We start from the raw sequence: 653 nt of genomic DNA on the forward strand, positions 1-653 counted from the left end.
CGCATTGGCAGGACAGCGACGAGCCGACCTCGGCACAGGACCTGCAGCGTGGCCCGCAGAACCTGGTGCTGCTCGACTTCCGCCCCGAGCATGCATCGGCATCGACGGTGCTGGCACAGCAGCTGCAGCAGACCCAACCGGAACTGACCCTGGTGGCGGTGGGCGCCACCAGCGCTGGTCAGGTTGAAGGCGTGGTGATGGCGCTGCGCGCCGGCCTGCGCGATGTACTGGACCTGGACAGTGACAACACCGGCATCGAAGCCGCCCTGCGTCGCGCCCTGTCACCGCGCCCCGCCGCAAGCGCACAGCAGGCGCACAAGGCGCGCCTGATCGTGCTGCTGGGCGTGCGCGCCGGCGTCGGCACCAGCACCCTGGCCGCACATCTGTCGGTGCTCGCACAACAGACCCATACCCTGGCCCAGGGAGATGCAACCGTGCAGGACGGGCTGCTGATGGAGCTGGCGCAGCCGGCCGGCGACCTCGCCCTGTACCTCAACCTGGACAGCCGCTTCCACTACGAAGATGCGCTGCGCAATGCCAGCCGCATCGATGCCACCTTGGCGCGCACCGCAATGGCCCGGCATCCCAGCGGCCTGGTCCTGCTCGACCGCGCCAGTGGCAGCGACGCGCTGCCGCCATCCGACCCTGGCGCG

The 653-nt window shown here is 70.1% G+C and carries 1 pseudogene; it reads left to right on the forward strand.

What is annotated here, in order from left to right:
• Positions 1-653: pseudogene (locus tag DBR20_RS23240) on the forward strand (fimbrial protein); the annotation flags it as partial.

Origin of the sequence: Stenotrophomonas sp. HMWF023 (genome assembly GCF_003060985.1) — a bacterium.
GTDB lineage: Bacteria > Pseudomonadota > Gammaproteobacteria > Xanthomonadales > Xanthomonadaceae > Stenotrophomonas > Stenotrophomonas lactitubi.